Below are 1,522 nucleotides of genomic sequence, written 5' to 3' on the forward strand. Positions count from 1 at the left end.
ACTCGATAAACGATCTCACAGCCCAGCAGCCAGACGGCCCTCGGCGGAGGTTTACTAATAAAGCGTGCGTTTACGCACTCAATAAAAAAAGGGCCGCCCAAAGAGCAGCCCTTCGAAATACGTATGATCGCAAGCTTAACGCTTGGAGAACTGGAAGGTATGATTAACCACATGATATCATACAGTTAAGATACGCTCAAAAACATCGTGACTGGATCGTGAATTTTCTACTATCATCAAGTCCCGAAGCGACTTAGTAGCCCAACCGATTGGTCAGTGTCATTGGCGCATGAAGGCTTTTATTGGGTCACAAACTCATCAAATGCCCCATTTAGATATGGCTCAAATTTACGCCAAGCCTCTGAACTTCCAGAATACATTTTCTCCCTGACCTGCTGCTGGGAAGCTGTTCGGACACTCCGCTTGTTTTCATGGGGCGATAAGCAAGCATCTTCCCAATCAAGTCCCAAATGCTCAACAAGCTGCCTAGTTTCAAGCTCCTGATCGACGGTTAGCCTGTCGTAATCCAAATGATAAATCTGGTCTGGATAGAGATCATCCCAAAAATCAATCAAATCCTGATACAAACTGAAGTACTGGACAGTATCGCTCAGGTCATAGCTATAGCCCAGTCCATTTGATTGAAAGTAGTGCTTGAAATTTGACCAGCAGGTGGCAGCTGGATTGCGCTTGACATGAATGATTTTAGCTTCAGGTAATGCTTTCAAAACCAGTGCAATATAGAGAAAGTTGTGGGGCATTTTATCTGTGACAAACTGGTGACCATTAGAAAGTTTAGCCAACTCATCCAAGTATTTCACTTGAAGTTTTGTCATGCTATCTGGTGTTAGGGGCTTAGCGCCACATGCGATTGAGTTGCCTAAGTTACCCAAGAAATTTAATTCACCAGCGCCTTGAACTTGAGAGTGGCAGGCAATTATTTGCTCGACTAAAGTTGTCCCAGATCTGGGCATTCCCAAAATGAAAATCGGAGTATGGGAAGTTTTTGCATTTGGTGGTGTGGAATCAAAGTCGTTCAGGCTTGATGCAACTTCCCTAATCTTTGCAAACAAGGCTCTGTCGTGTCGCAAATCATAAGCTAATAATTTTTTCCTAAGTGCCCCACCAACAACATAGTTATCATAGGCAGCTTCAAAGCACCCAAGGTCTTCGTTCATTTTTGCAAAAGCGTATAGAAGGTGGCATCGATCTGCATCCTTCAAATCAAGACGCTTCAACAATTCATCAACGCTACTAATTTGAGGATCGTTACGTTTATATTTAATCAACCCACTAAGATTTCTATGCGTTACAGCATAATCAGGCTTGATGGACAATGCTTTGTTGTAAGCTGCTATCGCCTCCTCCAGCTTGCCTTGATCTTGGAGAGTAACGCCCATGTTGTTATACGTTTCAGCATAATCAGGCTTGATTGAGAGCGCTTTGTTGTAAGCTGCTATCGCCTCATCCAGCTTGCCTTGATCTTTGAGAGCATTGCCCATGTTGTTATACGCTTCAGCAT

The 1,522-nt window shown here is 43.6% G+C and carries 1 protein-coding gene; it reads right to left on the minus strand.

The window, feature by feature from the left end:
• Nucleotides 1-299: 299 nt before the first annotated feature.
• A partial coding sequence (locus tag PFRI_RS19975; RefSeq protein ID WP_139292155.1) for a tetratricopeptide repeat-containing sulfotransferase family protein occupies nucleotides 300-1,522 on the minus strand: 1,223 nt, incomplete at its 5' end.

Source organism: Planktotalea frisia (assembly GCF_001890925.1).
GTDB lineage: Bacteria > Pseudomonadota > Alphaproteobacteria > Rhodobacterales > Rhodobacteraceae > Planktotalea > Planktotalea frisia.